At 69.1% G+C, this 23,570-nt stretch carries 23 protein-coding genes; 8 read left to right on the top strand and 15 right to left on the bottom strand.

Annotated elements, in window-relative coordinates:
• Positions 1-63: 63 nt before the first annotated feature.
• From CEK69_RS14495 to CEK69_RS14485, 3 genes are read right to left on the bottom strand one after another with little or no spacing between them, the layout of a single operon-like run.
• Positions 64-537 carry a response regulator gene (locus CEK69_RS14495; protein WP_043093079.1) on the bottom strand — a complete coding sequence of 158 codons (474 nt, stop codon included), beginning with the start codon at positions 535-537 and terminating at the stop codon, positions 64-66.
• On the bottom strand, positions 534-2,444 hold the full coding sequence (locus CEK69_RS14490) for an ATP-binding protein (RefSeq protein ID WP_152246331.1): 1,911 nt from the start codon (positions 2,442-2,444) through the stop codon (positions 534-536). The genes CEK69_RS14495 and CEK69_RS14490 overlap by 4 nt, the downstream gene beginning before the upstream one ends.
• Complete coding sequence (locus CEK69_RS14485) at positions 2,441-3,142, bottom strand: helix-turn-helix transcriptional regulator (RefSeq protein ID WP_152246329.1); 702 nt, start codon at positions 3,140-3,142, stop codon at positions 2,441-2,443. Before CEK69_RS14485 ends, CEK69_RS14490 begins: the two co-directional genes overlap by 4 nt.
• Positions 3,143-3,269: 127 nt before the next feature.
• Between CEK69_RS14485 and CEK69_RS14480 the strand changes: the two genes are divergently transcribed.
• The gene (locus CEK69_RS14480; RefSeq protein ID WP_150410397.1) at positions 3,270-3,791 is read left to right on the top strand and encodes an SgcJ/EcaC family oxidoreductase; all 522 of its coding nucleotides are present in this window, start codon (positions 3,270-3,272) and stop codon (positions 3,789-3,791) included.
• 103 nt (positions 3,792-3,894) lie between these two features.
• Positions 3,895-4,545: a peptide-methionine (S)-S-oxide reductase MsrA gene (gene msrA / locus CEK69_RS14475; RefSeq protein WP_152246327.1), complete on the top strand. Its 651-nt coding sequence runs from the start codon at positions 3,895-3,897 to the stop codon at positions 4,543-4,545.
• An 86-nt stretch (positions 4,546-4,631) separates the two neighbouring features.
• On the opposite strand, the gene CEK69_RS14470 is transcribed toward msrA, so the two are convergent.
• From CEK69_RS14470 to ahpC, 7 genes are all read right to left on the bottom strand, one after another.
• Positions 4,632-5,861 carry a hypothetical protein gene (locus CEK69_RS14470; RefSeq protein WP_152246325.1) on the bottom strand — a complete coding sequence of 410 codons (1,230 nt, stop codon included), beginning with the start codon at positions 5,859-5,861 and terminating at the stop codon, positions 4,632-4,634.
• A gap of 190 nt (positions 5,862-6,051) precedes the next feature.
• Complete coding sequence (locus tag CEK69_RS14465) at positions 6,052-6,621, bottom strand: type 1 glutamine amidotransferase family protein (protein WP_152246324.1); 570 nt, start codon at positions 6,619-6,621, stop codon at positions 6,052-6,054.
• A gap of 281 nt (positions 6,622-6,902) precedes the next feature.
• A complete protein-coding gene (tal, locus tag CEK69_RS14460; RefSeq protein ID WP_152246322.1) occupies positions 6,903-7,871 on the bottom strand; it encodes a transaldolase in 969 nt (322 codons plus the stop codon).
• Between the two features lie 46 nt (positions 7,872-7,917).
• Positions 7,918-8,349 (bottom strand): nucleoside diphosphate kinase regulator, encoded by a 432-nt coding sequence (rnk, locus tag CEK69_RS14455; RefSeq protein ID WP_017915104.1) that lies wholly within the window; start codon positions 8,347-8,349, stop codon positions 7,918-7,920.
• Between the two features lie 110 nt (positions 8,350-8,459).
• On the bottom strand, positions 8,460-9,413 hold the full coding sequence (locus CEK69_RS14450; protein WP_017911310.1) for a LysR substrate-binding domain-containing protein: 954 nt from the start codon (positions 9,411-9,413) through the stop codon (positions 8,460-8,462).
• A gap of 151 nt (positions 9,414-9,564) precedes the next feature.
• Positions 9,565-11,157, bottom strand: a complete 1,593-nt coding sequence (ahpF, locus tag CEK69_RS14445) for an alkyl hydroperoxide reductase subunit F (protein ID WP_017909223.1) — start codon at positions 11,155-11,157, stop codon at positions 9,565-9,567.
• A 160-nt stretch (positions 11,158-11,317) separates the two neighbouring features.
• The gene (gene ahpC / locus CEK69_RS14440) at positions 11,318-11,884 is read right to left on the bottom strand and encodes an alkyl hydroperoxide reductase subunit C (protein ID WP_010341941.1); all 567 of its coding nucleotides are present in this window, start codon (positions 11,882-11,884) and stop codon (positions 11,318-11,320) included.
• Positions 11,885-12,124: 240 nt separating this feature from the next.
• Between ahpC and prmC the strand changes: the two genes are divergently transcribed.
• The 5 genes from prmC to pip all read left to right on the top strand — a co-directional run bounded on the left by prmC (position 12,125) and on the right by pip (position 18,421).
• Positions 12,125-12,958 (top strand): peptide chain release factor N(5)-glutamine methyltransferase, encoded by an 834-nt coding sequence (gene prmC / locus CEK69_RS14435; protein ID WP_152246320.1) that lies wholly within the window; start codon positions 12,125-12,127, stop codon positions 12,956-12,958.
• Between the two features lie 57 nt (positions 12,959-13,015).
• A complete protein-coding gene (locus CEK69_RS14430; RefSeq protein WP_152246318.1) occupies positions 13,016-13,750 on the top strand; it encodes a hypothetical protein in 735 nt (244 codons plus the stop codon).
• 344 nt (positions 13,751-14,094) lie between these two features.
• A complete protein-coding gene (locus CEK69_RS21075) occupies positions 14,095-14,940 on the top strand; it encodes a hypothetical protein (protein WP_193312711.1) in 846 nt (281 codons plus the stop codon).
• Positions 14,937-17,360, top strand: a complete 2,424-nt coding sequence (locus CEK69_RS14420) for a hypothetical protein (RefSeq protein ID WP_226975175.1) — start codon at positions 14,937-14,939, stop codon at positions 17,358-17,360. The genes CEK69_RS21075 and CEK69_RS14420 overlap by 4 nt, the downstream gene beginning before the upstream one ends.
• Positions 17,361-17,479: 119 nt before the next feature.
• A complete protein-coding gene (gene pip / locus CEK69_RS14415) occupies positions 17,480-18,421 on the top strand; it encodes a prolyl aminopeptidase (protein ID WP_152246316.1) in 942 nt (313 codons plus the stop codon).
• Positions 18,422-18,494: 73 nt separating this feature from the next.
• Here pip and CEK69_RS14410 read toward each other — a convergent pair whose 3' ends face one another.
• Positions 18,495-19,385, bottom strand: coding sequence for a transglutaminase family protein (locus CEK69_RS14410; RefSeq protein ID WP_152246314.1), 891 nt, complete (start codon positions 19,383-19,385; stop codon positions 18,495-18,497).
• Between the two features lie 125 nt (positions 19,386-19,510).
• Between CEK69_RS14410 and CEK69_RS14405 the strand changes: the two genes are divergently transcribed.
• Complete coding sequence (locus tag CEK69_RS14405; RefSeq protein WP_226975174.1) at positions 19,511-20,458, top strand: hypothetical protein; 948 nt, start codon at positions 19,511-19,513, stop codon at positions 20,456-20,458.
• A gap of 30 nt (positions 20,459-20,488) precedes the next feature.
• Here the strand turns inward: CEK69_RS14405 and CEK69_RS14400 are convergent, their stop codons facing one another.
• The 4 genes from CEK69_RS14400 to CEK69_RS14385 all read right to left on the bottom strand — a co-directional run bounded on the left by CEK69_RS14400 (position 20,489) and on the right by CEK69_RS14385 (position 23,563).
• The gene (locus CEK69_RS14400; RefSeq protein ID WP_193313999.1) at positions 20,489-21,286 is read right to left on the bottom strand and encodes an N-formylglutamate amidohydrolase; all 798 of its coding nucleotides are present in this window, start codon (positions 21,284-21,286) and stop codon (positions 20,489-20,491) included.
• On the bottom strand, positions 21,279-21,830 hold the full coding sequence (locus CEK69_RS14395) for an NUDIX hydrolase (protein ID WP_152246312.1): 552 nt from the start codon (positions 21,828-21,830) through the stop codon (positions 21,279-21,281). The genes CEK69_RS14400 and CEK69_RS14395 overlap by 8 nt, the downstream gene beginning before the upstream one ends.
• A gap of 237 nt (positions 21,831-22,067) precedes the next feature.
• Complete coding sequence (locus tag CEK69_RS14390; RefSeq protein WP_152246310.1) at positions 22,068-22,991, bottom strand: 5'-3' exonuclease H3TH domain-containing protein; 924 nt, start codon at positions 22,989-22,991, stop codon at positions 22,068-22,070.
• Positions 22,988-23,563, bottom strand: coding sequence for a nitroreductase (locus CEK69_RS14385; protein WP_152246308.1), 576 nt, complete (start codon positions 23,561-23,563; stop codon positions 22,988-22,990). Before CEK69_RS14385 ends, CEK69_RS14390 begins: the two co-directional genes overlap by 4 nt.
• Positions 23,564-23,570: the final 7 nt, after the last annotated feature.

The following is a 23,570-nucleotide window of genomic DNA, read 5'->3' as shown; positions in this document are numbered from 1 at the left end:
GATTGGGGAGTCGGGATTGGGGATTGGCAAAAGCGGGGGGCTGCCGTTGCGAATCCCCAATCCCTAATCCCCAATCCCGGCCGTCAGCCATCCCGGCGGCGCGGCATCCGCCACGGCCAGCGCGCGCAGGCGTTTGAACAGCACCACGGTCTCGGCCACGTTCCAGACGCGCAGGGCGACTTCGAAGGTGTCCAGCGGCTTGGTCAGGAAATCCTTGGCGCCCAGGCCGAGGGCGCGGTGGCGGGCGCTGCGGCTGGGGTCGGCGGTGAGCACGATCACCGGCAGGAAGGTGGACGGGCCGGCCAGGCGCGCCAGCTGTTCCAGGATCGCGTAGCCGTCCAGCTCCGGCATCATCAGGTCGAGCAGGATCAGGTCCGGCGCGAACGCCGCGACCAGGCCCAGCACCCGCTGCGGGTCGGTGGTCGCCACCACCTGGCGGAAGCCTTCGCGCTGCAGCAGTTCCTCCAACAGGCGGACGTTGGCCGGTTCGTCGTCGACGATCAGGATGCGCGTGGCGAGGACATCGTTGCGGGTCATGCGAGGTGTCGGTCCAGAACGGAGAAGAAGTCGGCCACGTCCAGCGGCTTGGTCAGGTAGGCACGCACCGGCTCGCCCTGCACGCGCGCCAGCGTGGTCGCGGTGGCATCGGCGCTGATCACCACCACCGGGATCGCTGCGGTGTGCGGCTGCGCGCGCAGCGCCTGCAGCAGGTCCTCGCCGTTGCCGTCGCTCAGGTGCAGGTCGAGCAGGATCAGGTCGGGCGTGGCCTGCTGCAGATGCGCGTGCGCCTGCGCCAGGCTGGCGGCCTCGTGCAGGCGCCAGTGCGGGCGGCGCTCGACCAGGGTGCGGATCAGCGCCTGGTTGGACGGGTTGTCCTCCACGCTCAGCAACTGGCGCTGGATCCCGCTCGCCGTCGTCGCCATCACGGCGGGGTCAGGCAGTGCCGCTGCCTGTGGGCGGTCCAGCGGCAGCGCGATGGTGAAGCGCGATCCGTCCGCGCCGCTGTCCACGGCGATGCGCCCGCCCATCGCCTCGGTCAGGCGCTTGCTCAGCGCCAGACCCAGGCCGGTGCCCTCGATCGCCGAGCGCTCGGCGCCGAGCCGCTCGAACGGCGTGAACAATCGTTCCACCTGCGCCGGCGTCAGGCCGTGACCCTGGTCGTGCACGGCCAGCGCCAGGGACTGGCCTTCGGGCACGGCGCTCACCCACACCGCGCCGCCCGGGCGGTTGAACTTGATCGCGTTGGACAGCAGGTTGATCAGCACCTGGCGCAGCCGCTGCGGGTCAGCGCGCACGGTCCACTCCGGCGGCAGCTGCGGTGGCCGCAGCACGATGCCGCGCGCCTGCGCTTCCGGCGCGACCAGGCCCATCGCCTCTTCCAGTGCGGCATGCACCGGCACCGGGCGCGGGCTCAGGTCGAGCTGATCGGCCTCGATGCGGGCGATGTCCAGCAGTTCGGTGATCAGTCCCAGCAGGTGTCGGCCGGCGCCGAGGATGTGCTGCAGGTGGTCGCGCTGCGCCGCGCCCGGCAGGTCCATCTCCAGCACCTGCGCATAGCCGAGGATGGCGTTGAGCGGGGTGCGCAGTTCGTGGCTGCTGCGCGAGAGGAATTCGGTCTTGGCGCGGTTGGCGCTCTCGGCCTCGCGGCGCGCCGACTGCGCTTCCTCGGCGCGCGCGGCGAGCAGGGTGCTGGCCTGCTGCAGGCGTTGCGCGACCTGGCCCAGTTCGTCGCCGGCCGGTGGCTGTGGCGCCAGCGGCCGGCCGTCGCCGAGGCGGTCGGCATTGGCCGAGAGCTGGCGCAGGCGTCGCGACAGCGACGAGGCGAACCAGGCCACCGCGAGCACCGCACCGAGTCCGCCCAGCATCGCCGCGCACAGGGTGATCAGCAGATTGCGCTGGCGCAGCGCCTGCGCCTTGGCGGTGCGCACCTGCAACTGCGCGGTCTCGTAGTTGCGCAGCTCGCGCAGTTCCGCACGCAGGATGTCGAGGGTGACCTTGCCCTCGCGCAGTTGGCGGATCTCTTCCTCGCGGCTCAGGTCCGGCGCCAGCAGCCGTCGCCAGCCCTGCATCTTCTCCTCGAACAGCGGCTGGATGCGGGCGAAGCGTTGCGCCTGCAGTGGATCGGTGATGCGCTGCGACAGGCGCTGCACCACGGTCTTCAGCCGTGGCTCGGCGTCGCGGTACGGGGTCAGGAACGCGTCCTGGCGCACCAGCCGGTAGCCGCGCACGCCGGCGGCGGTCTCTGCCAGCAGCGCATGCGCTTCATGCAGGTCGCTGAGCAACTGCAGGGTGCGGCGCACGTCGTTCTCGGCGGCGATGTTCTGCCGCTCCACGCTGTAGATCGCCACCAGCGCCGCCACCAGCAGCAACAGCGGCAACGCCACCAGCGCCAGGCTCTTGCGGGTCAGCGGCCAGTCGTTCCAGCGCCGCGCCAGCGCCCTCACAGCGCCACCCCCGCCTGCACCGCGACCACCGCGGCCTGGGTGCGGTCGGCCACCTGCAGCTTGTGCAGGATGCGCTCGACGTGGACCTTGGCGGTGCCGGCGCTGATGCCGAGTTCGGCGCCGAGCGCGGCATTGGTGAGGCCGCGCGAGAGCAGCGCCAGCACCTGCCGCTCGCGCGCGCTGAGCACGGCCAGGCGGTCGGCATGCGCCGGTTTGCGTCGCCGCGGCGCACGCGGCGGTTCGGCCGCCAGCGGTGCCAGCAGCGCGGCGATCGCGGACAGGGCCTGCACGTCTTCCGGCGCCGGGACGGTGCGGGCGTCCCAGCCCAGGCACAGCATGCCCAGCGGCACGCCCAGCGCGGCGATCGGCAGGCACAGTTCGCCGGCCTCGTTGGCGGGATTGCCGCGCAGGCGCCACGCATGCGCTGGCGCCTCGACGGCGACGCTGGCGCCCGGCGGCAACGCATCGCCCTGGCTGGCCAGCACCAGACAGTGGGCGCCGCGTACCGCCAGCACCGCGGCGTGCGGGGCCGCCACCAGGGCACTGGCTGGCACGAGTGCGTGCGCAGCGGCCTGCGCGGCATCGCCGGCCTCGCGCAGCGCCGCCGCGGCGGCGGCCACGGCTTGCCAGCGCGCGGCGTCGGCGGCGTCGCGGCGCAGTGCCTCACGCCACTGGCCTGCATTGGAGGGAGGGGGCACGGGCGCGTCTCCGATATGCCGAACGGCATATTCGAGGATATGCCGCCCGGCGGATGTTGCGCAAGCCGCCGCTGCCGATACTCGCTTCGCCCCGAGACGGCATCCCCTCAGCACACGGAGACTTCCCATGCGTCGCATCCTGTTCGCCCTGGCACTGGGCCTGACCACCACCTCCACCGCGCTGGCCGTGCCGGCGATGCACTACGACGGCCAGCCGGCGACACCGGCCAGCAGCGCCGAACGCGAGATCGCCGGCCTGTTCGACCGCTGGAACGCGGCGCTGGCCACCGGCAATCCGCAGCGCGTGGCCGACCTGTACGCCCGCGACGGCGTGCTGCTGCCCACGGTGTCCAACCAGGTCCGCGCCAGCCGCGCCGAGATCGAGGACTACTTCAGCCACTTCCTCGCCGCCAAGCCGCGCGGCGCCATCAACTACCGTCAGGTGCGGCTGCTCGACGACGACAGCGCGGTCGACGCCGGCGTCTACACCTTCACCCTGAACAATCCCGACGGCAGCACCCGCCAGGTGCAGGCGCGCTACACCTTCGTCTACGAAAAGCGCGACGGGCGCTGGCTGATCATCAACCACCACAGCTCGGCGATGCCGGAACCGGTCGCCGCCGCCACGGCCAGCGCCGCAGCGAAGTGAACGTCGCGCCTGTCACCGCCGCCGCGGTGGTCGGGCGCACTTGAAAGCGGACTCCGGCAGCGCCATCCACACGACATCGCCGTCGCTGCCAGGAGTCCATGCCATGTTGGGAATCGGTGCCTTCAAGCAGCGCCTGCCGCGCCCGGGCGAGAGCCTGCCGGGACGCGCGCAGCCGCTGCCGCTGCACAACCGTCACTTCGTCAATGGCCACCCCTTGCGCGATGCCTTCGCCGGCCTGGAGCAGGTGCAGTTCGGCCTGGGCTGCTTCTGGGGCGCCGAACGCAAGTTCTGGTCGCTGCCCGGCGTGTTCAGCACGGCGGTCGGCTATGCCGGCGGCGAGACGCCCAATGCCACCTATCGCGAAGTGTGCTCCGGTCAGACCGGCCACACCGAGGCGGTGCTGGTGGCGTTCGACCCGCAGGCCGTGCGCTTCGAGCAGTTGCTGCAGACCTTCTGGGAAAGCCACGACCCGACCCAGGGCATGCGTCAGGGCAACGACACCGGCACCCAGTACCGCTCGGCGATCTACTGCACCACCCAGGCGCAGTACGAGGCCGCGCTGGCCAGCCGCGACGCCTACCAGCAGCGCCTGGACGCCGCCGGCTACGGCCCCATCACCACCGAGATCCGCTTCCCGGCGCCGCCGTTCTACTACGCCGAGGACGAGCATCAGCAGTATCTGGCCAAGAACCCGGGCGGCTACTGCGGCCTGGGCGGCACCGGGGTGAGTTGTCCGATCGGGCTGGAGGCCTGAGCCAGCGCATCTGCGCGTGGTGTGCGCAGGATGCTGTCGCCATCGAGGGTCACGGCGACCGTGGGTGACGTCTCGCCGCGAGCCCGTTACTCCGCGGCACGCGGATCGCGCGTGCTCGCGGCGGCGGACCGCAGCCGCGCCGCATAGCCGGACAGTTGCAGCGCCTTGCGTGGCGACAGCTCGGCCTTGAGCCGTGCGATCGCCGCATCGCCGTCGCGGCTGCGGCCGAGCGCGTAGTCGGTCCGCGCCAGTTCCAGCGTCGCGCGCTGGCGCACCGTCAGGTTGCCGAAGGGATCGAAGAACGAATCCACGCGGGTGCGGTCCTGCACGCCGGTCCAGCCGAACGCCAGTTCGACCGGCGTGTCCTCGACGAGCCGTGCGTAGCGCCGCCGCGCTTCGGCCGGTGCGATGCGGCCGCTCAGCAGGGCCAGGCGGGTCTGCAACAGCGCCGTTTCGGCGGCAGGTGCGTCGGCGGCGTAGGCATCCAGGACGCGGCCCATCCACGCCCAATCGACGTTGCCGGTCTCGGCCTGGGTGCCGAGCAGGTTGAAGGCGAGGATCGCGGCGCGCTGCGTCGCGGTGGTGGCGCGCGCGACCGCGTCCGCAGTGGGGCGCCCCAGCGTCGACGGCTGCACCAGCGCGATCGCCGGGTCGTGCGCGAGGATCGCCTCCAGGTCCGGTTTGTGGAAATAGCCCACCACGACCAGCACGGTCTTGCCCGGGTGCGCCAGTGCCGCGGCGCGGATGCGCTGGGCCTGCAGGAAGGTGCGGTACAGGTACAGGCGTCGCGGCAGGTCCTGGTCGGCGCGCGGCGCCGGGGTTTGCGCCCACTTCCGCACCGCGGCCACGTTCTCGGCCACATCCGCCGCGAAGAAATCGCGCTGCAATGCGGCCTTGTCGGGGAACGACAGGAAGCCCTGGAACCCCTGCTCGCGGCGCAGTTCCAACGGCGTGTCCAGATCCATGCCGAAGCCCAGTCTGGCGTCCTCCACCGGCGGCATCCAGTCGATCGGACAGAGGGCGACGGGATGCGTCGCAGCGTACGGCAGGATCACGCCCTGCACCTCGTAGGTGTATTCGTAGTAGTCGCCGCGCGCCGCCTGCTCCGGTGGTCGTTCGATACAGATAGCGTCCGGCGCGAGTTGTTCCAGGAACGCCGCGAGCACGCCCGGCTGGTCGCGTTCGGAGACCAGTTGCGCCGCGTGCTCCACGCCCAGGATCGCGACCCGGGTCGGTGCCGGCGTGGCGGCCATGCCGGTGGCACTGGCGGCGGCCAGCGCCAGCGAAAACAACCAACGCACCATCCATCCGCGCATGCACTCTCTCCTGTCCAGGCCGTGGAAGCACCCTGCCGGCGCGCTGGCGTGCGTGACCGCCGTTACGTCACGCCCGCCGCGGATCGACCGCGACGCCGCGGGCTGCCGCCGATGGTGGGTTGCAGGGTGTGGCGACAAGTGTAGTCATGGCGTGCCGCCGCCGTCTGCATGACAGGTGGCACTGGTCGCGCTAGACGAACTCGGCCGCGAACATCTGCCGCATCTGCGCGATCTGCTCCTCGCGTTCGGGGTGCAGCAGGCGCAGGCATGCCTCGGCGAAGCTGACCGGGCTGGTGCCCGGTGCGGTGATCAGGCCGCCGGCGCTGACCACCCGGCGTTCCTGGTAATGCGCGTTACCGGCATAGACACCGGCGTGCTCGCGCAGGAAGGCTTCGGAGTTGCTGGTATGCGGACGGCTATCGAGCAGGCCGGCGTAGGCCAGCGCCAGGGTCGCGCCGCAGATCGCCGCGACGCCGCGGCCGACCTCCAGTCGCTGCTGCAGCAACGCGCTCAGCCCGGGAATCTCGCCGGCCTGCCAGCGGTCGCTGCCGGGCAGCAGCCACAGGTCGGCGTCCAGCGGCGCCAGGTCCGACAGCGCATGGGTGGGATGCAGCTCGAGTCCGCCGATCGAGGTGATGGGCTTGCCGTCGATGCTGGCGATCTGGATCGTGTCGCTGAACCAGGCCCGCGCCGCCGGCAGGATGGTGCCGATCTCCCAGTCCGCCACGCCGTCCACCATCACCACTGCGATCGTCGCCATTGCCTTGCCTCTGCACTCGGGCGCGCAGCATAGCCTGGGAAAAGTTGCGGCCGCGCCAACGCGGCGTCGAAAGCGCCATGGGTGATACGCGTTGTGGCTGCGCCTGTTTTGGCGTTCGTGGTTGGTGCGCATCGCGCAGCGCAAGCGCCTGTAGCGACGACATCTGATCGGGCGGGAAAACGGCGGCGAGAGGCGCACCCGCTTGGCCAATTCCCCATTCCCGTTTCCCCATTCCCGGCACCCCAAGCGCAGCATCACCGCGCTTGGGGTGCAGGCAACACTCAGCCGATCAGCTTCTTCCGGATCGTGTCGCGCAGGGTCTGCAGGTCCTTGGCGAAGGTGTCGATGCCGCCGGTCAGCTTTTCGGTGGCCATCGGGTCGGCGGCCAGGTCGGCGGCGAAGCGCTTGGCGTCGATCGGCTCGATCTTGGCGTCGTCGGCCTGGCCGGGCGAGAGCTTGCGCGGCAGCGGGCCGTGGTCGGCGTCGAGCTTCTCCAGCAGGTCCGGCGAGATGGTCAGGCGGTCGCAGCCGGCCAGCGCCTCGATCTGCGCGGTGGAACGGAACGAGGCGCCCATGACCACGGTCTGCGAACCGCGGCGCTTGAACTCGTCGTACACGCCGCGCACGAACTGCACGCCCGGGTCCTCGTCGATGGTCGCCGGGGTCTGGCCCTTGGCCACGTACCAGTCGAGGATGCGGCCGACGAACGGCGAGATCAGGAACACGCCGGCCTCGGCGCAGGCCAGGGCCTGGGTGCGGTTGAAGATCAGGGTCAGGTTGCAGTCGATGCCGTCCTGCTGCAGCTGCCGCGCCGCCTCGATGCCTTCCCAGGTCGCGGCGACCTTGATCAGGATGCGGTCCTTGGGGATGCCGCGCTCGGCGTACATGGCGATGAACTTGTGCGCCTTGGCGATGGTGGCGGCGGTGTCGTGGGCCAGGTCGGCGTCCACCTCGGTGGACACGCGGCCGGGCACCAGCGCGCTGAGCTTGGCGCCGACGCCGATGGTCAGGCGGTCGGCGATCTCGTCGACCAGAGCGGCGTGGTCGCCGTCCTGGCCGCGCGCCCAGGCCAGCGCCTCGTCGATCAGGTCGGCATAGACCGGCAGGTCCAGCGCCTTCTTCACCAGGGTCGGGTTGGTGGTGCAGTCCACCGGCTTGAGCCGCTTGATCGCGTCATAGTCGCCGGTATCGGCCACGACCACGGACAACTCGCGCAACTGGGCGAGTTTGGAGGGGGCGGAAGAGGTCATCGGTATCTCTCGGGAACGAGTGGGGACAAGGATAGGGCCGCGCACGTTAACGCGCTGCGCGCGCATTGTCGTCGTCGGCGCGCTGCACCGCGGTCACGCGCAGGCGCAGCGGGCGTCCGCCGGGCGCCTGCCAGTCGATCGACTGGCCCACGGCCAGGCCGAGCAGGGCGCTGCCGACCGGGGCCAGCACCGAGATGCGCGCATGCGCGGCATCGGCCTCGTGCGGATAGACCAGGGTCAGCTGATGGCGTTCGCCGTGCAGTTCGTCTTCGCACTCCACGCGGGAATGCATGGTGACGATGCCGGGGGGAATCTGGTCGGGCGCCATCACGGTGGCGCGGTCGAGTTCTGCGCCCAGCGCTTGCGCGGCCGGGTGCTGGTGCAAGGCAGGGGAGTCGAGCAGGGCTTCCAGGCGCGCGAGGTCGCGGCTGGAGACGATCAACGAGGGCGGCAGGCCGCTGTGGTGTTGCGAGGTCATGGACAGGCTCCGGTTGGATGGCACAACGAACGGAGGCGGCACCGCGCCGCCCCCGTTCCCATTGTGCAAGCAAGCCGGCGCCGATGCGACGCCTCGGCCGGTCGGCCTGTTCAGGCCACCTGGCGCGGCGCCTGGTCCGGCAGCGACGCCTGCGCCGGCAGCGTGAACAACTCCTCGGGCAGCGCACCGAACAGGTGCGCCAGTTGCTGCAGGAACGCGCCCATCGCCGAACTGCGCCGCCACAGCATGGCGATGCGTCGGCTCGGCCCGCCGTCGGGCGCGAACGGGAGCAGGCGCAGGTTCGGCGGATTGGCCACCGGCGGCTGCACCGCCAGCAGCGGCAGCAGGGTCACGCCGACGTTGGCGGCGACCATCTGCCGCAGCGTCTCCAGGCTGGTGGCCTGGAACTCGGCTTTCTCCAGCGCGCCGGACAGGTGGCACACGTCCAGCGCCTGGTCGCGCAGGCAGTGCCCGTCCTCGAGCAGCAGCAGGCGTTGCGCGTGCAGTTCGTCCATGGTCAGCGGGGTCGGCCGCCGCGCCAGCGGATGCTGCTCGGGCACCGCCAGCACGAACGGTTCCTCGAACAGGAATTCGGCATGCAATTGCTCGTCGTGCAACGGCAGCGCCAGCAGCGCCGCGTCCAGCCGGCCCTCGCGCAGGCGGGTCAGCAGCACGTCGCTCTTCTCTTCGATCAGCAGCAGTTCCAGCTGCGGGAAGCGCGCGCGGATGCGCGGGATCACATGCGGCAGCAGGTACGGGCCGAGCGTCGGGAAAATGCCCAGGCGCACGGTGCCGGCTTCCGGATCCTGGCTGCGCCGCGCCGCCTCCTTCATCTGCTCGATCTCGGCGACGATGCCGCGCGCGCGGCTGGCGGCCTCGCGCCCGGCCGGGGTCAGCATGACCTTGCGCGGGGCGCGCTCGACCAGCGGCACGCCCAGTTCGTCCTCGAGCTTCTTGATCTGCGTGGACAGCGTCGGCTGGCTGACGAAGCAGGCCGCGGCGGCGCGCCCGAAATGCTTGTGATCGGCCAGCGCCACCAGGTATTTCAGATCACGCAGGTTCATCAGCGGGTTCCTCGGAACGCAGCGGCGGGAGGTGACGCAGGGTCACAGCATAGAGCGTGTGGCGCACTTGGCGACGAGACAGATGGGCGCGCGCGGTGGAGACCGCACACCCTGGTCCCGCGCCGGCGAAGCGGCGCGGGACGGATGCGGATCAGGCCGCTTCGGCCACGCTGCCGCTGGCGACCGGTGCGCTGTGCCGGATCAGGTGGTCGAACGCGCTCAGCGCCGCCTTGGAACCTTCGCCCATGGCGATGATGATCTGCTTGTACGGCACCGTGGTCGCATCGCCGGCGGCGAACACGCCCGGCAGGGAAGTCTGGCCGCGGTCGTCGACCACGATCTCGCCACGCGGCGACAGCGCCACCGTGCCCTGCAGCCATTCGGTGTTCGGCAGCAGCCCGATCTGCACGAAGATGCCTTCCAGCGCCACGCGATGCACATCGCCGCCGACGCGGTCCTTGTAGACCAGGCCGGTGACCTTCTGGCCGTCGCCGAGCACTTCGGTGCTCTGCGCGTTGACCAGGATGTCGACGTTGCCCAGGCTGCGCAGCTTGCGTTGCAGGACTTCGTCGGCGCGCAGCTTGCTGTCGAACTCGACCAGGGTGACGTGGCTGACGATGCCGGCCAGGTCGATCGCCGCTTCCACGCCGGAGTTGCCGCCACCGATCACCGCCACGCGCTTGCCCTTGAACAGCGGGCCGTCGCAGTGCGGGCAGTAGGCCACGCCCTTGTTGCGGTACTGGTCTTCGCCGGGCACGTTCATCTGCCGCCAGCGCGCGCCGGTGGACAGGATCACCGTGCGGCTCTTCAGCGACGCGCCGTTGGCCAGCTTGACCTCGACCAGGCCGTCGGCGCCGGCCGGCACCAGCTGTTCGGCGCGCTGCAGATTCATGATGTCCACGTCGTACTGGCGCACGTGCTGCTCCAGCGCCGCGGCCATCTTCGGGCCTTCGGTCTCCTGCACGGAGATGAAGTTCTCGATCGCCATGGTGTCCAGTACCTGGCCGCCGAAGCGCTCGGCCGCCACCCCGGTGCGGATGCCCTTGCGTGCGGCGTAGATCGCCGCCGCCGCGCCGGCCGGGCCGCCGCCGACCACCAGCACGTCGAACGGCGCCTTGGCCGCGATCGCCGCCGCATCGCGCTTGGCCGCGCCGGTGTCGAGCTTGGCCACGATCTGCTCCAGGGTCATGCGGCCCTGGTCGAAGACTTCGCCGTTGAGGTACACGGTGGGCACCGACATGATCTGACGCGCCTCGACCTCGTCCTGGAACAGCGCGCCGTCGATCGCCACGTGCTGGATGTTCGGGTTCAGCACCGCGGCCAGGTTCAGCGCCTGCACCACGTCCGGGCAGTTCTGGCAGGACAGCGAGAAATAGGTTTCGAAGCGGTACTCGCCGGGCAGGTTGCGCACCTGCTCGATCAGCTCGGCGGTGGCCTTGGACGGATGCCCGCCGACCTGCAGCAGCGCCAGCACCAGCGAGGTGAACTCGTGGCCCATCGGCAGGCCGGCGAAGCGCAGGTGGATGTCGTGGCCGGGGCTGTTCAGCGCGAACGAGGGCGCGCGCTCGCCGCTGTCGCGGTGCACGTCCAACGTGATCTTGTCCGACAGCAGCACCAGGTCCTCGAGCAGGTCGAGCATCTCGCGCGACTTGGCGCCATCGTCCACCGACGCGGTGATGTGGATGGGCCGGACGACCCGCTCCAGGTAGGCCTTCAACTGGGTTTTCAGATCGGCATCCAACATGGCGGACTCCTGACGTTGGGCAAAGCGAGGGGGAGGCACGCTGCCGGAGCAGCACGCCGCGAATGGGAGGAGGGATGAACCGCAGCCGGCGCCGGCGGACGATGCCGGCTGCGGTTCACCCCCACCCCCGCCGCGAGGCGGAGATGGGAGCGAGGGCGGCTTAGATCTTGCCGACCAGGTCCAGCGACGGCTTCAGGGTCTTCTCGCCTTCCTTCCACTTGGCCGGGCAAACCTCGCCCGGGTGCGAGGCGACGAACTGCGCGGCCTTGAGCTTGCGCAGAGTCTCGGTGACGTCGCGGGCGATCGCGTTGTCGTGGATCTCGAGGGTCTTGATCACGCCTTCCGGGTTGATCACGAAGGTGCCGCGCAGGGCCAGGCCTTCTTCCTCGATGTGCACGCCGAAGGCGCGGGTCAGCTGGTGGGTCGGGTCGCCGACCAGCGGGAACTGGGCCTTGCCCACCGCCGGGGAGGTCTCGTGCCACACCTTGTGCGAGAAATGGGTGTCGGTGGTGACGATGTAGACCTCGGCGCCGATCTTCTGGAACTCGGCGTAATGCTCGGCGGCGTCTTCCACTTCGGTCGGGCAGTTGAAGGTGAAGGCAGCCGGCATGAAGATCAGCACCGACCACTTGCCCTTCAGGTCCGCGTCGGTGACTTCGATGAATTCGCCATTGCGGTAGGCGTTGGCCTTGAACGGCTGGACCTGGGTGTTGATCAAAGACGACATGGAGTTTCCTCGTGGTTGCAATAGGGGTCGGGGGATGGAACGAGGCTCATGATAGGGGGCGCCGATAGATCCCTCAAATCGATTGATGGAATTGAATAGATAGGTTTCCTCTATCGATTCCCAAGCCTGGCTCTTTGCTGCACTGCCGCGCGAACAGCGCGTCAGCCGCCCAGGGCGCATGGGCGGCGGTCCGTTCTACCACGTTGGCTTTTCCGCGCTCGCTGCGTCATCGTGACAGCGATGAATGCGCCCACCCCCGAATCCCTGCTGCGCGCGGCCTGCACCCGGGTCGAGCGCGGCGATGCCGAAGCCCTGCTGCTGCACGCCCTGCAACGCGACCGCGCGTGGCTGTTCGCGCACGCCCGCGATCCATTGGCGGACGAGGTGGCGGATGGGTTCCAGGCGTTGCTGGCGCGGCGTGCACAGGGCGAGCCGGTGGCCTACCTGACCGGCCGGCGCGGCTTCTGGACCCTGGACCTGGCGGTCGGGCCGGCCACGCTGATCCCGCGTGCGGACACCGAGCGGCTGGTGGAACTGGCGCTGGAACGGCTGGACCTGGCACCGGGCCGCCGGGTCGCCGACCTCGGCACCGGCAGCGGCGCGATCGCCCTGGCCTTGGCCAGCGAGCGGCCCCGGGCGCAGGTGCTGGCCACCGACCTCAGTGCGGCCGCCCTGGCGATAGCGCAGGCCAATGCGCAGGCGCACGGCCTGGGTAACGTCGCCTTCGCGCATGGGCCGTGGCTGGCGCCGCTGGCCGGCCAGCGCTTCGATCTGATCGCCAGCAACCCGCCGTACATCGCCGCCGGCGATCCGCACCTGCAGCAGGACGACCTGCGCTACGAACCGGCCAGCGCGCTGGCGTCCGGCCCCGATGGGCTGGACGACCTGCGCCGGATCGTCGCCGATGCGCCGGCGCATCTGCTGCCCGGTGGCTGGCTGCTGCTGGAACACGGCTGGGACCAGGGCGCGGCGGTGCGCGCGCTGCTGGAGGTGGCCGGCTTCGCGGAGGTGGCGACGTATCAGGACCTGGAAGCGCGCGATCGGGTCACGCTGGGGCGCCAGCCGCTGGCCTGACCCGCCGGCGCCGGGGTATGGTGCGTGGGTAACGATGCCGGACATGGATGACCCGCAATGTTCACCCTCAGTCGCCTTTCGAATGCGATGCGCGTACCGCCCACGCCCGCCGTGGCACAGACGGGTGCGCGGCATGCCGAGGGTGCGTGGATCCCTGCCGGCGTGACCGCTCGTCGCAGGCCCCGTCTCAGAATCCTGCGCGCACTCGCTGTCGCTGCCATCCTCGTGGCTGGCGTGGGCTGCTCCAACGGCATCGACGTCGGCAACGATGGCGCAACCGGGCATCTGAATCCGCACCCGGTCAAACGCGACGAGGTCATCGCCACGTCCCATGCGCCGGGGCCGTGGGATGCATTCGAGGGCGCCTACATCGGATACGACGTCGTCAATAAGAAGTGCGTTCCGATGATCCCCTTCATTGGTCAACAGCAAGTCCCCAATACCGGACTCGACGTTCCGATGACCCGCGTAGACGACCATACGTGGAAGGGGTATTTCTACCGTGATGCGCTGCAGGATGAGGATTACTTCAAGCTTGGGGTGTGCCATTGGGACGTCACGAGCGTGAGCGCCAGTGCGATTGCTCAGGGCCTAAGGTTTGCGCGGAGCGGCTCTATGGAGAAGATTCTGCGCGAAGGTGGAGGGACCAGGTATTTCAAGAAGGTCGCGTATGGGGATAAGTCCCTGGTCCCTTACGGGGCTCAGGATTTCGATCCCGCTGATCCTGAAGTGCTACAGCATCCGGACGCGTATTTCTCTGTCACCCTCGCTGTCAGGGAGGCCCAGTCGTGAAGGGGATTGATCAAGCGGTTGCCGATGCGGCCAACGACGCGTATGTGAATCGTCCTCGAAGCGATATCGCTGCAAGAAGCAGGTGCATTCAGGTGAGAGGCGCTACTGGGTTCTCGGCTTTTCCAGTGGCTCAGCTACAGGCTTCCAGTCGGTTATGTAACCAATACCTGGCGCTGCCGCATGCCGGTATCAGAGACCGATGGCGGTTCATCAGGAAAATCCGGGCCATGGATGTGGGTCAGGATCTCACTTGTACCCTTTGCGCGATGGGCAGTGGCGACATGGTTTCCAGCGAGTAAGATCGCAGTCGCAACTTGGAGTCTTGATAAAGGAGAGGTGGCGCGATGAGCGACGAAAAGAGCACGTACAGCGACAATCCCTATCGTCCACGCGCCCGCACGATGCGCGATGCGCAACTCCTGCGCGACATGGGCAGCATCAATGCGGACGTCTACGCCAGGCTCGGCGCGCTGCCGCGTGGCGGGGTGCCGATTGCGCCCTGGCGCAAGCCGAGACTGCCATTGCCACCAGACCCCACTGCCGCGCTGCCTGCGGCCTATCCCCCCGAGGACGATACGATGAAACTGCACCACCTGGCCGCTGCCGCCATTATGCCCCTGGCCGCGACCGCCGCCGGTTGTTCGAAAGGTATCGATGTTGGCAACGACGGTGCGACCGGGCATCTGAATCCGCATCCGGTCAAGCGCTACGAGGTCATCGCCACGTCAAATGCGCCGGGACCGTGGGATTCTTTCAAGGGTGCTTACATTGGATATGACGTCATCAATAAGAATTGTGTGCCGATGATGCCAGTTCTTGGCGAGCAGCATGTGCCTAACACCGGGCTCGATATTCCTATGGTCCAGGTGGATGACCACACATGGAAGGGATATTTTTATCGCGATGCCCTGCTGGATGAAGATTATTTCAATCTCGGGGTTTGCCACTGGGATGTGACAAGTGTGGGTGTTAGCGCGATTGGCAAGGGTGTGAAATTCGGTTGGGGAGGGTTGTTGGAAAAAATCTTGCGCGAGGGTGGTGGGAAAAGCTATTTCAAGAATAGTTCTTATGGGGATCCTGCTTTGGTTCCCTATGGTGCGCTAGAGTTCCAGTCTGACGATCCCGAGGTTCTTAAAGACCCTGATGCTTATTTCCCAGTGACGATCACTGTTAAGGAAGTCAAGTCATGAAAGTCATTGATCAAGCGTTAGCTGATGCAAGTAATGACTCGTATGCCAACCGATCACAGCGTGATGTGGGCGATAACAATAGATATGTTTCTCTAGATGGCCAGGGTTATAAGATATTTGGCTATGCCAGTGATCCGGCTACCGGCTTTCACGCAACTGCGTATCAAAGCGTTGCGTCGCCTCACAATGTTATTGTCGCGTACCGAGGTACTGATCCTGGTCTATTTTCAGGTAAGAGTGTTTCGGAAAAAGCGGACCACGCGCTGACGACGCTGCAGGACATCGCCGTCGATGCAAAGATGGTGCGAGATACCGTCAACGCGCAGAGGTCTGCGGCCGACGCGTTTACAGCGCAGATGATCGCCAAAGCGGCTGCGCAGGGCATCCCGAAAACCCAGATATTCGCTGCCGGCCACTCCCTGGGCGGCGCATTGGCGGAACTCCAGGCCGCCAAATATGGCCTGCGCGGCGCCACCTACAACGGCTTCGGCGCGGCGGACATGATCGATGGCCCGCCGCAGCCGGGCTTCCAGCTCACCAACTACCGCATGGCCGGCGACGTGGTGAGCGCGGCCAGTCCGCATGTCGGCAAGGTGGTGTCGCTGGCCAGCGAAGAGGACATCCAGAGCCTGCGGGCCGGCCGCTACCTGGATGCGCCGCCCGGGTCGGCGCCGCCAAACGCGCTGATCGCGATGCGGCTGAGCGACCATGGCGGCCAGCAGCACTTCAGCAGCGACAGTCCGGACAATATCCTGCAACCCCAGCGCTTCCAGGAAGCGACGCAGCGCTACGCGGCGAACAAGGACGCCATCGACCGCTTCGGCAGCGATGTGTCCTTCGCACGCGCCGAACTGTCCGAGTCGCTGCGGCAGATGCGCGGGAACGACGGGCAGGGCCAACTGTCGCCGAATCTGCGGCGGCAACTCAACGAGTACCTCGTGCTCAACGCCGATCCCGCCATTCGCGACACCATCGCGCGTGGCGCGCCCGTGCGCGGGGTTGCCGACGGCCTGCAACACGGTGCCGATGCCGTGCGCGCCGGCGGTCGCTACGTGCAAGCGCTTGACGAACGTATCGCGATCGTGGCGCGGGAGGGCGGGCGCCTTACCGCGCCCTTCATCCCGGTTGCGCCGCTGGCTGGACATGTGGTGGGCGAAGCCGCCCGTCTGCACGGTCAAGGTGCGGATGCGGCGGCGCGGTGGGTGGGCGGCGGGCTGGAATCGGCCAAAGGCGCCGTGGAGCGAGGCGCGCATGCGGCTGCCGACGCCGTGGTGGAGCGGATCCATGATCCTCGCTTCCAGGCGGGCGTGGCCAACGTCGCCAATCACATCGTCGATGCCTACGATGGCGCGCGGGTCGCGGCGCAAACCGCCACGCAGACATATCAGCTCGGCAAGCAGGCGATCTCCGATGGGATCGATCGGACCGAACGCGCGGTGACGCAAACCTACGACGCAACCAAGCACGTGGTGACCGACGGCGTGCAGCAGGTGGGGCGCGCGGCCACCCAGGCCTACGATGCGGCCAAACACACGGTCGCCAACGGTGTGGAGCGTGTCGAGCGCGCCGCCACGCAGACCTACGACGCGACCAAACACGCGGTGGCCGAGGGCGCGGAGCAAGTTGGGCGCGCTGCCACGCAGACCTACGTTGCCACGAAGCACGCGGTCGCCAACGGGGCGGAGCGCGTCGAGCGTGCGGCCACGCAGACCTACGACGCGACCAAACATGCGGTTGCCGATGGCGCCGAGCGTGTCGAGCGTGCTGCCACCCAGGCCTACGACGCGTCCAGGAAGGCGGTCTCGCAAGCGGCCGACAGCGCCGCGCGGGTAGGCACGCAGGCGTACCAGAGCGCAAGGCAGACCGCCGCGCAGGGCATCGACGCGGCCAAGCACGCGGCTGGCCAGGCCTACGACACGCTGACCCATCCCGGGCAGTGGTTCCAGCGCAGCGCTCCGGCCCACGCACCCGCGCAGCCGCATCCGCAGGCGCCTGCCGCGACGACGCCGGCTTCCGGAGCCCACTCGGCGCCGCCGGCCGGACACGCGGCCGATCGTGCGCAGAACCTGGGCGCGCTGCCTGCGTCCGATCAGACCATGTTCGCGCGCATCCGCAGGGACGTACCGACGCGTATCGACGATGCGCATGTCGCGCAGGCGATGCTCGGTGCCAAGCGGGCCGGCATCGCCGGCGCCGACAAGATCGACCGGGTGCAGATGGCCGGCGACACGCTGTGGGTGTCCGGCACCACGCCGGGCTTCCGCGCCGCCACGGACGTGGCGCAGGCCGCTGCACCGATGCACGAGACGGTGCAGCAGGCGCAGGCGTTCAACCAGCAGCGCGCGCAGCACCTGGCCATGGAAGCGCAGCAGCGGGTGCAGGACGCCCCTGGCGGCAGAGGCGCGCCGGCGATCGGTTGATCCCGACCCCGGTTGGCCGATCGGCGCCGCGCCAGGTCTGTTCGCGGCCGGCCGTTGCTGGTCAGCGCCGCTCAAGTGGCGCGCATGGGTAGAATCGCGGTTTTCCTGCAGGAGTCGCCATGCGCACGCTGTATCCCGAGATCGAGCCGTTCGACAGCGGCATGTTGCCGGTGGACGCACGGCATACCCTGTCCTACGAACAGTGCGGCAATCCGTACGGCAAGCCGGTGGTGCTGCTGCATGGCGGTCCCGGCGGCGGCTGCAACGCCAAGATGCGCCGCTTCCACGATCCGGCCAAGTACCGCATCGTGCTGTTCGACCAGCGCGGCTCCGGCCGCTCCACGCCGCATGCCGACCTCGTCGACAACACCACCTGGGACCTGGTCGCCGATATCGAGCGGCTGCGCACGCACCTGGGCATCGACCGCTGGCAGGTGTTCGGCGGCAGCTGGGGCTCGACCCTGGCGCTGGCCTACGCGCAGAGCCATCCGGAGCGCGTCACCGAACTGGTGCTGCGCGGCATCTTCATGCTGCGTCGCTGGGAACTGGAGTGGTTCTACCAGGAAGGCGCCAGCCGCCTGTTCCCCGATGCCTGGGAGCACTACATCGCGGCGATCCCGCCGGTGGAACGCGCGGACCTGATCTCGGCCTTCCACCGGCGCCTGACCAGCGACGACGAGGCCACCCGCCTGGCCGCGGCCAAGGCCTGGAGCGTGTGGGAAGGCGCGACCAGCTTCCTGCACGTGGATGCCGATTTCGTCGACAGCCACGAGGACCCGCACTTCGCGCTGGCCTTCGCCCGCATCGAGAACCACTACTTCGTCAACGGCGGCTTCTTCGAGGTCGAGGACCAGTTGCTGCGCGACGCGCACCGCATCGCCGACATCCCGGGGGTGATCGTGCACGGCCGCTACGACGTGGTCTGCCCGCTGGCCAACGCCTGGGACCTGGCCAAGGCCTGGCCGAAGGCGACGCTGCAGATCACCCCGGCCTCCGGCCATTCCGCGTTCGAGCCCGAGAACGTCGACGCGTTGGTGCGCGCCACCGACGGCTTCGCCTGAGTCCGCGCGCGGCTGCATAGCGCGTTCACGGAAGGGCGGTGCTGCGCATGGCGGCACCGTCCACTGCAATGATTCAGCAGGCCAGCGCGTTGCCGGGTTCGCATCCGGCGGCGGTGATGGCACCGGCCGCTGCGAAGGGGCGCGTGTCGAGCTGTGCCTGCTTGGTCTCGTCGGTCCACACCACGAACGATTCGAGCACGTTGTCGCCGAAGGTGGTGCTGATCGCCACGTCGGCGGCGTCGCGGCCGCGCGCGATCAGCACCCGGCCGATGCGCGGCACGTTGTGGCGTGCATCGAAGGTGTACCAGCGCCCGTCGAGGAAGGCTTCGAACCAGCCGGAAAAATCCATCGGTGCGTCCGAGGCTGGGACGCCGATGTCGCCCAGATAGCCGGTGCAGTAGCGCGCCGGGATGTTCATGCAGCGGCACAGCGCGATCGCTGCATGCGCGAAGTCGCGGCACACGCCGCGCCCTTCCTGCAGCGCCTGTGCGGCGCTCTTGGTGGCGCAGGCATGGGCATAGCCGAAGGCGATGCGCGTATGCACGTAGTCGCAGATCGCCTGTACCCGTGCCCAGCCGGGCGGCGTGCCGCCGAACAGCTCCCAGGCCATGCCACTGAGCAGGTCGGTCTCGCAGTAGCGGCTGCCGAGCAGATACACCAAGGTGGCGTCGGGCAACTGCTCCACTGGGGTCTGCGCGGCGTCGTAGCGGTACTGGTCCGGCAGTCCGCTGTCGCGCACCACCGCATCGGCACGCAGGGTCAGCGTTCCGGCGGGCGCCTGCAGGCGCGTGCAGCGGTTGCCGAAGCCATCGCGATAACGGTGCAACGGCAGCGCCGGCACGCTGTGCAAGGCGGTGGCGGCAACGATGTCGTCGCGGCGGCTGTCGTGGATGTCCAGCATCGCCAGCATCGGCGTCGCCTGCGCGAACCGGTAGCGGATCTCGTAACCGAGGCGGATGAGCATGTGGTGTCCGATGCGGGGCGGGTTTCCGGTACGGACCGGTCCAGCCCGAGCGTGCGCAGGAGACACTCAGCTTAGTGTGAAGGCAGGCGGCAGCCGCTTCAGCATGCTGAGCGGCGTCGTGGCCAGTGCATGCCGAACGGCCGCAGGGGCAACCGGGCGTTGCGGATCGCGGGCGCCGCTGCGCCAGCCGCGTACCGCTGCACTGGGGGCGCATCGCGGCGGCGCTGCCGGTCGCGGACTGCTTGGGTGCGGGCGAGCGGTCGTCGTCGAACGGGATCGCGGATCGACACGCCAGGCGATGTCCAGCGACGTCTCGCTCCGGTCTCGCAGGCTTCATTCTCCTTCAGCGTCCGCATACCTGCCGTAGACTGCGCTGCCGCGCGCTGCCTGCCCGACGACGTATGATTCCGCTATTGACCTTGCGTGAGACGCTGGATGCCTTTGCCGCCTGCAACGACGACGGCCACGTGCGCGAGGCGTTCGGCTGGGTGCATGCCACCGGCGAGGATCCGCTGCAGGCGCGCTTCTGGTTGCCGCCCGACGAAGCCACTGCATTCGGCGACGATGACACACCGCCCGCGGCGGCGCGCGCGCTGGGCTTGGCGCCCTACCTGGAACCGGCGACGTTCGCCGACGTGCTCGACGTGCAGAAGCGGCAACGCCCGCTGTCGACGTTATACGACTACGCGCAGGCGTTGGCCTACTACGCGGAGTACGACGCGTTCCTGCAGGTCGAGGGTGTGGACGAGGCGCTCGGCGAGGCGGACGAGGACGCTTGGGAGGCGGCGCGCGCGGTTGGCGTCGGTGCAGGCGTCTTTGCCTCGTTCGATCTGGTGCTTGCGCGCTGTCCGCCCGAATGCGTCAAGCCGATAGCGCAGCAGGTCGCGCACCTGCTGGACTGGCCGATTGGCCAGGCGTTGGCCGCCTGTCGCGCCGGGTCGCTGACCGTGGGCGAGGCATTGGATGGTCTTCGTGCCGCGGCGATCGCGGCCGATTTCGCCGCACTCGGCGTTCCGCTGCAGGTGCAGGGCTACAAGGCGTTTCCGTGGATGCCAGTGCCGACGCTGGCATGAGGCGTGGTGCGGGAAGGGCGTCGGCGTTACTCAGCGCAGCGCCAGCAACTGCGGCTGCAGCCTGGTGAAGATCCGCGCCAGCCGCTGCGCCCAGGCCTGCTGGCCGGCGGCATCGGCGATCAGGTCCTGGCGGATCTCCAGTTCCACATGCGGCAGGCCGCGGCCTTCGCCGTGCACGGGCACCGCGTAGTCGCTGCTGTCGCTGACCGCATACGGCGCGTTGTCGCCGACCAGCAGGTCGTCTTCCTCGCGCAGCGCCTGCAGCAGCGCGTGGGCGAAGCGGGTGTCGCGGTGGTAGAGCACGCCGGCATGCCAGGGCCGCGGCGCGCCGTCCATCACCGGGGTGAAGCTGTGCATCATCACCAGCACGGTGGGGCGCGCGGCGGCGCGGCGTGCGTCCAGTTCGGCGGCGATGCGCGCGTGGTAGGGCGCATGCACGGCGTCGATGCGCTGCTGCCGCTGCGCCGCCGTGAGTGCGGCGTTGCCCGGCACCACGGTGCGGTCGCTGACGGACGGGATCAGTGTCGGCGAGGCGAGCGGGCGGTTGCAGTCGATCAGCAGGCGCGAGTAGGTCTGTTCGATCGCCCAGGCGTCGAGCAGCGCGGACAGCGCGCGGGTGGTGCCGGCGATCCCGATGTCCCAGCCGATGTGCCGATCCAGTTCCGACTGCGCCAGGCCGAGGCCGTGCAACGCGCGCGGCACTGCCTGTCCCGCGTGATCCGCCAGCAGCACGAACGGCGATGTACCGTGTGGTCGGTGGATGCTGAACACCGCCGGGTCGTCCACGCCCAGCAGCGGCGGCAATGCGTGGCTGAGACCCTCAGCCACGCGGCGTGCCGTCGAGTTCGTGTTCGATCATCCACAGCCCCGCCCACAGCTTCGCATCCAGTGCGTAGCCTTCGCCCATCTTCTGCACCAGCCACGCGGCGGCACGCGTGCGCGGCACCGAATGCACGGTGATGTCCTCGCTGGCATCGCCGCCGCCGTTGCCGACCTTGCGCAGGCCGGTGGCGCGCACGAAGGCGATCTTCTCGTTGCTGGCGCCGGCCGAGGTCGGGCCGATCAGCAGCACCTCGGCGTGCTCGGCGGTCCAGCCGGTTTCCTCTTCCAGTTCGCGCACCGCCGACACCTCGATCGATTCGCCGGCATCGATGTCGCCGACCAGGCCGGCCGGCATCTCGATGGTGCGCGCCTGCAGCGGCACGCGGAACTGTTCGACGAACAGTACCTCGTCGTCCGGCGTGACCGCCACGATGATCGCGGCCAGGCCGCCAGCATGCACGCGCTCGGAATACTCCCAGGTGCCGCGCACGACCATGCGCTGGTACTTGCCTTCGTAGACGACGCGGGGCGGGGAATCGTGGCGGGGCATGGGCAGCTCGCAAGATGGCGGAGGAAGAGGGCGCGGTCGCGCACGGCGCGGTCCGGCGATGCGGTGCAGTGTAGAACGTGCGTTGTGTTTTTGATGCGCGCCAGATCGTGCCCGGTGTCGCTGGCGCCGCGCGAGTCGCTCGGCGCCAGCGACCCCACAGTGCAACCGGCACAGCGCGTGCGAGGGCGTGCCTGCTTCGGGCAGCGGCATCGCCTGCCCGTGGCGAAGGCCTGCACTTCAGCCGGCCACAAACTCCAGGCCGGCCGCCTGCAGCAGGCGGCGTCGGGTCAGCGGCCCGAAGCGCAGCGCCTCGCACAGACCGTGCAGCATGTCGGCATCGGCCGCGCCGCGGGCGAAATTCACGGTGGCCGTGTGCAGCGGCGCGTCCAGGGCGATGGTGGTCAGCTGCCGCCACAGCAGCGCGTGCTCGCGCTGCTCGCGCAGGCGTACGGCCATCTGCGCGGCGCCGCGCAGGCGCAGGAACGCCACTTCGTCGACCCGCGCCAGCAGCGTGTCCAGGTCGCCGAAATGCGCCAGCAGGATCGCCGCCGACTTGGCGCCGATGCCGGTGACGCCGGGGATGTTGTCGATCGCATCGCCGGTCAGCGCCAGATAGTCGGCAATCTGGTGCGCATGCACGCCGTGGCGCGCCTTGACCCCGGCCGCGCCCCAGCGCTGGCCGCGGCCGTAGTCCCATTGTTCGTCGAACTCCAGCAGCAGCTGCGACAGATCCTTGTCGGCGGACACGATCACGCCGTGGAAGCCATCGCCGCGCGCACGGTGCAGGGCGCTGCCGATCAGGTCGTCGGCCTCGTAGTCGTGGTGCGCCAGCACGCCCAGGCCCAGGGCCGCGCATAGCGCCTTGCAATGCGCGAACTGGCGGCGCAGCGCGTCCGGCGCCGGCGCGCGATTGGCCTTGTAGGCGGTGTACAGACGATGCCGGAAACAGCTGTCCAGCGCTTCGTCGAAGGCGATCACGATGTGCTGCGGGCGCTCGCGCTCGAGCAGGTCGAGCAGGAAGCGGGCGAAGCCGTGCACCGCATTGGTCGGCCAGCCCTGCGCGTCCTGGAACTCGTCGGGAATCGAATGCCAGGCGCGAAACACGTAAAGGCTGGCGTCGACCAGGTACAGCGGCCGCGACAGGGGCAGGCCTGCGTTCACGGCGTCCAGTCGCTGAGCAGCGCGCGTGGGTCCGGCCGCTCGCGCTCCGGCACGTCGAGGCGGGCGGTGCCGATGTGGATGAAGCCGGCGACATGCTCGTGCTCGGCCAGGCCCAGTCGCGCGGTCACCGTTTCGTCATACGCCATCCAGCCGGTCAGCCATTGCGCACCGAAGCCGTAGGCCTGCGCGGCCTGCAGCAGCGCGAAGCACACCGAGCCGGCGGTCATCCACTGTTCGATCTCCGGCACCTTGTGTCCGCGCTGCAGGCAGGCGATGACCGCGATCACCACCGGCGCATGCGCGAAGCGTTCGCGATCCTTCTCCACCACTGCCGGCGCCGCGCCGGGATCACGCTGCAGGGTGCGCGCGGCGAGGATGTCGCCCAACGCCTGACGCGCCGGGCCGGCGATGCGCAGGAAGCGGAACGGCACCAGCTTTCCGTGATCGGGGACACGCACCGCCGACCGCAGCATCGCCAGCAGCGTCTCCGCGTCCGGTCCCGGCTCGCCCAGCTGCTTGGATGGCACTGAACGGCGCGCATCCAGCGCTTGCAGCGAATGAATTGTGCGCATAGTCTCG

Origin of the sequence: Xanthomonas sp. LMG 12462, assembly GCF_009192885.1 — a bacterium.
GTDB lineage: Bacteria > Pseudomonadota > Gammaproteobacteria > Xanthomonadales > Xanthomonadaceae > Xanthomonas_A > Xanthomonas_A sontii.
This window is presented reverse-complemented; position numbering and strand designations above follow the sequence as displayed.

Excerpts from the sequence above, each read along its gene's own strand:
- CEK69_RS14495 (WP_043093079.1), bottom strand. The coding sequence starts at position 537 with ATGACCCGCAACGATGTCCTCGCCACGCGCATCCTGATCGTCGACGAC.
- CEK69_RS14480 (WP_150410397.1), top strand. The coding sequence starts at position 3,270 with ATGCGTCGCATCCTGTTCGCCCTGGCACTGGGCCTGACCACCACCTCC.
- msrA (WP_152246327.1), top strand. The coding sequence starts at position 3,895 with ATGTTGGGAATCGGTGCCTTCAAGCAGCGCCTGCCGCGCCCGGGCGAG.
- CEK69_RS14470 (WP_152246325.1), bottom strand. The coding sequence starts at position 5,861 with ATGCGCGGATGGATGGTGCGTTGGTTGTTTTCGCTGGCGCTGGCCGCC.
- CEK69_RS14465 (WP_152246324.1), bottom strand. The coding sequence starts at position 6,621 with ATGGCGACGATCGCAGTGGTGATGGTGGACGGCGTGGCGGACTGGGAG.
- tal (WP_152246322.1), bottom strand. The coding sequence starts at position 7,871 with ATGACCTCTTCCGCCCCCTCCAAACTCGCCCAGTTGCGCGAGTTGTCC.
- rnk (WP_017915104.1), bottom strand. The coding sequence starts at position 8,349 with ATGACCTCGCAACACCACAGCGGCCTGCCGCCCTCGTTGATCGTCTCC.
- CEK69_RS14450 (WP_017911310.1), bottom strand. The coding sequence starts at position 9,413 with ATGAACCTGCGTGATCTGAAATACCTGGTGGCGCTGGCCGATCACAAG.
- ahpF (WP_017909223.1), bottom strand. The coding sequence starts at position 11,157 with ATGTTGGATGCCGATCTGAAAACCCAGTTGAAGGCCTACCTGGAGCGG.
- ahpC (WP_010341941.1), bottom strand. The coding sequence starts at position 11,884 with ATGTCGTCTTTGATCAACACCCAGGTCCAGCCGTTCAAGGCCAACGCC.
- prmC (WP_152246320.1), top strand. The coding sequence starts at position 12,125 with ATGAATGCGCCCACCCCCGAATCCCTGCTGCGCGCGGCCTGCACCCGG.
- CEK69_RS14430 (WP_152246318.1), top strand. The coding sequence starts at position 13,016 with ATGTTCACCCTCAGTCGCCTTTCGAATGCGATGCGCGTACCGCCCACG.
- CEK69_RS21075 (WP_193312711.1), top strand. The coding sequence starts at position 14,095 with ATGAGCGACGAAAAGAGCACGTACAGCGACAATCCCTATCGTCCACGC.
- CEK69_RS14420 (WP_226975175.1), top strand. The coding sequence starts at position 14,937 with ATGAAAGTCATTGATCAAGCGTTAGCTGATGCAAGTAATGACTCGTAT.
- pip (WP_152246316.1), top strand. The coding sequence starts at position 17,480 with ATGCGCACGCTGTATCCCGAGATCGAGCCGTTCGACAGCGGCATGTTG.
- CEK69_RS14410 (WP_152246314.1), bottom strand. The coding sequence starts at position 19,385 with ATGCTCATCCGCCTCGGTTACGAGATCCGCTACCGGTTCGCGCAGGCG.
- CEK69_RS14395 (WP_152246312.1), bottom strand. The coding sequence starts at position 21,830 with ATGCCCCGCCACGATTCCCCGCCCCGCGTCGTCTACGAAGGCAAGTAC.
- CEK69_RS14385 (WP_152246308.1), bottom strand. The coding sequence starts at position 23,563 with ATGCGCACAATTCATTCGCTGCAAGCGCTGGATGCGCGCCGTTCAGTG.